3 protein-coding genes, 1 pseudogene and 1 riboswitch are annotated in these 3,593 nt (G+C 42.4%); of the genes and pseudogenes, 2 read left to right on the plus strand and 2 right to left on the minus strand.

Annotated elements, in window-relative coordinates; genetic code table 11:
* A partial coding sequence (locus CGZ90_RS19780; protein WP_133063629.1) for a nucleobase:cation symporter-2 family protein occupies positions 1–869 on the minus strand: 869 nt, incomplete at its 3' end.
* Positions 862–1,461, minus strand: a complete 600-nt coding sequence (locus CGZ90_RS19785; protein WP_094254209.1) for a xanthine phosphoribosyltransferase — start codon at positions 1,459–1,461, stop codon at positions 862–864. The genes CGZ90_RS19780 and CGZ90_RS19785, both read right to left, overlap by 8 nt.
* 444 nt (positions 1,462–1,905) lie before the next feature.
* Positions 1,906–2,007, minus strand: a riboswitch (purine riboswitch).
* Positions 2,008–2,176: 169 nt separating this feature from the next.
* Here CGZ90_RS19785 and CGZ90_RS20905 point away from each other — a divergent pair.
* Both CGZ90_RS20905 and CGZ90_RS19795 read left to right on the plus strand, forming a co-directional pair.
* The gene (locus CGZ90_RS20905; protein ID WP_094254210.1) at positions 2,177–2,905 is read left to right on the plus strand and encodes a hypothetical protein; all 729 of its coding nucleotides are present in this window, start codon (positions 2,177–2,179) and stop codon (positions 2,903–2,905) included.
* Between the two features lie 425 nt (positions 2,906–3,330).
* A pseudogene (locus tag CGZ90_RS19795) lies at positions 3,331–3,593 on the plus strand (DUF2642 domain-containing protein); the annotation flags it as partial.

A 3,593-nucleotide genomic window follows, 5' to 3' on the forward strand; every position in this document is an offset into this window, starting at 1 on the left:
GAATAAGTCGTGTACGGAAAAGCGTTGAATATACCGCCGAGCATAATAGCTAACCCTTCTCCTCTGTAACCTTTGGCAATATCATCTGTCGATAGCTCTTTTCCGCAGATTTTACCTAGTGCAAGAAACACACCTGTGGATTCAATCATACTAACGATGGCCACTAATACCATCGTGATCACTGCTCCTGCCTCTAAAGTTGGAACTCCAAAATAAAAGGGACGCGGCATATGGAACCATGAAGCTTCCATAACTGGAGCAAAGCTGATCATTCCAAGCATGGCAGCCGCCACGGTGCCAATAAATAATCCGAGCAAAATCGAAACAGCACGAATAAAGCCATTTGAAAAACGATAAATGATAATAATGCTGCTCAATACTCCGAATGAAAGCAGCAGGTTTTGCGGAGAACCAAAATCAGAACTCCCTTGCCCTCCTGCCATATCCTTGATAGCAACAGGAATTAACGTGATACCGATAATCGTTACAACCGTTCCGGTCACAACCGGCGGAAACAGCTTTACAATCTTGCTGAACATTCCCGCTATCATAAATACGAAAAATCCTGCAGCGATAACTGCTCCATAAATGGCGGACATGCCATACTGCGCACCGATCGCAATCATCGGACCGACAGCTGTGAACGTGCATCCCAGCACGACTGGCAAGCCAATTCCGAATAGCCTGTTATTCCAGACTTGAAGGAGCGTCGCGATACCGCATGTCATCAGGTCGATCGCAACTAAATAAGCCAGCTGTTCTGCAGAAAGTTTAAGTGCACTTCCAACAATGAGAGGAACGATCACCGCACCTGCATACATCGCAAGAACATGCTGAATGCCTAGGGATAATACTTTTCCTTTATTCATGAAGTGCCGCCTCCTTCTCACCGCAAACAAATTGAATACCGTTTTCGTTCATGGATTGAATCCTTGCTATTGATTCAATTTTGTACCCTTCCTGCTCCAATTTTTCTCTTCCTTGCTGAAAGCTCTTTTCGATTACGATTCCGATGCCCGCAACAGCTGCTCCCGCATTTTCTGCGAGTTCGCAAAGTGCCGAAGCTGCTTCACCATGAGCGAGAAAATCATCTATTATAAGTACTCTCTCGTTTCTCCTCAAAAATTTAGAGGAAATGGATATTTCGCTTTCCTCTTGTTTTGTAAATGAAAACACCTTACTGGTCAAAAGACCTTCATGCAGCGTAAGCGACTTTTTCTTGCGTGCGAACAAGACTGGTACGCCTAGTGCTAAACCGGCAAATACTGCCGGTGCGATTCCAGAGGATTCGATAGTCAAGATTTTTGTAACACCATCTTCTTTAAAACGCTCCGCAAATTCTGCTCCAATCTCCTTCATCAATAGAGGATCGATCTGATGATTTAAAAAAGCATCAACCTTCAGTACAGTATCAGAAAGGACGATGCCCTCCTGCAGGATTCTTTTCTCTAAAAAATTCATTTTCTGCTCCTCCTTTAGCGGTTTTCGTTAACTATGTTGCCTTAAGAAATCAGAGAAGGAGTTGACCTCCATTTCAGGCGCACGCTTTCCGCGGGGCAGTCGGTGAGCCCTATCGCCGCTTTGCGCCATGATAGGTCTCACCTGACCGCTTGTCCCGCAGGAGTCGGCACCTTACATTCCGATCAACGTTATCAATGATGTATTCAAGGTGATTAATTGAAAGTTAAAGATTCAGCTAATACATAAACGTAAGGATCTCCTTTGTTTGTGCGCTGAATTTTCTAATTCAACAGTGGCCACTCAATAGAACTTTCTTAGAAACCGTAACAATCAACAATCTGAGACAAATAAAAAAACCGGGCGGCGCTTCTACTTAGAGTGAAGCGCCGTCCGGTTTGCATGCAAATAGACAACGAAACCGTCAGCTGAAAAAAATTCCCAGCTGCAGTTTTTAGCGTCACTCGTAGTCAGACCATTTACGGCAGTCCGGTAGAAACTTGCAGGCCATATCCCTGCGATTATACGAGCCTATAAAGTTATGAACGATTATACGTTATTTCTTTTATAAAAAAAAGATGTAATAACGAAGAGAGCATAAAAAACTGTGCGAATTCACTATTTTTATGTAAACAGGCTCTCACCTATGTCGAGAGCACAGCGAGACACATATAATGCAGGGACAAAAGTGGTTTAAAAATATTTAGGAGGAACTTTAATGAACCATAATTATTCTAAGTTTATCGGTGAGAATGTCAAGGTAAACCTTGGCGGCCCAGAATCCCGTCTTGGCACGCTAAGCATTGTTGCCTCTGATTTCCTTGCTATCCAGGGCGACGATGGCATCATGTTTTACCAGCTTTCCCATGTAAAGGGTATCTCTGTACAGTCAACAAGCTCTCCTACTCAAACAGTAGAAAGAAGCGACTACGAAGATATGCGCTTTACAGAAGTGCTTAATGCATTCAAGTATAAGCAAGTCCGCATCAACCGCGGCGGCCCTGAAAGCGTAGTTGGCCTGCTGCGCAAGACATCTGCTGATTACATCGAGCTTCTTGTCGACAAGCAGATCGTCATCCTTGCCGTTTATCACATTAAGAGCTTCAGCCCGGTCTTTGAAAATGAAGAAGAATCAAGCAACAGCGGAAATAGCGGCAACAGCGGAAAAAACGAAAAAAAAAACAAAGTAAATAGTAATAACAGCAATAATAGCAACAATAATAGAAGACAGCAGAACGAGTCGTCTTCGAGCCAAAATGAAAGCAATAATGAATCCTCCAACGCTGCAATGGAATCTTCTAATGCGCAAAATGAATCATCAAGCAAATCTTCTTCTTCTAGCAAGTCATCATCCAGTTCTTCCAACTATAAAAAGAAGAGATCCAACGGAGGCACTCGTTCTAGATCTAACAATAGCTTGTCTGACAGAGGATGGACGAAGCTGTAAAAAGCTTCTCTCCTCTTTTTTAGGAATACATGCATCTTAACCATTTCCTAAAAAAGGCTATAAAACTCGTTGATATGTCTGAAATTATACATGCAGCAGCTTTAAAGTGAGACGATTCCAACAGCTGTTTGGAATCGTCCCGTTTTAAAGAAACATAACTGTCAATCAGCCATCTATGAGGAACACACTATTACGAAAAGAAATGAATTTAAGCCCCAAGGTTCATCAGATAACATATCTGGCAAGCGTCTAAGATAACCAATTTCGATGTCATGCTAACGCTGTCGTTGTGCTTGTCCATTCTTAAAGGATACCCGTCAGAACAAAGGCGGTCTTTACGGTGATAATCTAGTAGTTTGCTTGTATGACTGATTATCTTATTTGTTGGACGAACTGGGTTTTGAGTTAGGAACGAGGAGGATAACTTGAGCATTTTCAGCAAATTTTTGGAAGAATATATTGAAATAACTATTAATGCGAGCCTGATTCTAAAAGGCAAGCTGATCGATGTGGGCTCTGACATCATGGTTATTTACAACGGCGAGGATTTCTATTATATCCCTCTCGTTCATACTCAATATATTCGCTTTAGCAAATTGGCTTACACAGAAGAGATTCAACTGCCTCCGGAACTGCCGATTGGCCAGCCAGAGGATAACATTTCTGTCCGAAAAATTCTTACAAACAG

The sequence above is a fragment of the Fictibacillus aquaticus genome (genome assembly GCF_002245695.1).
GTDB lineage: Bacteria > Bacillota > Bacilli > Bacillales > Fictibacillaceae > Fictibacillus > Fictibacillus aquaticus.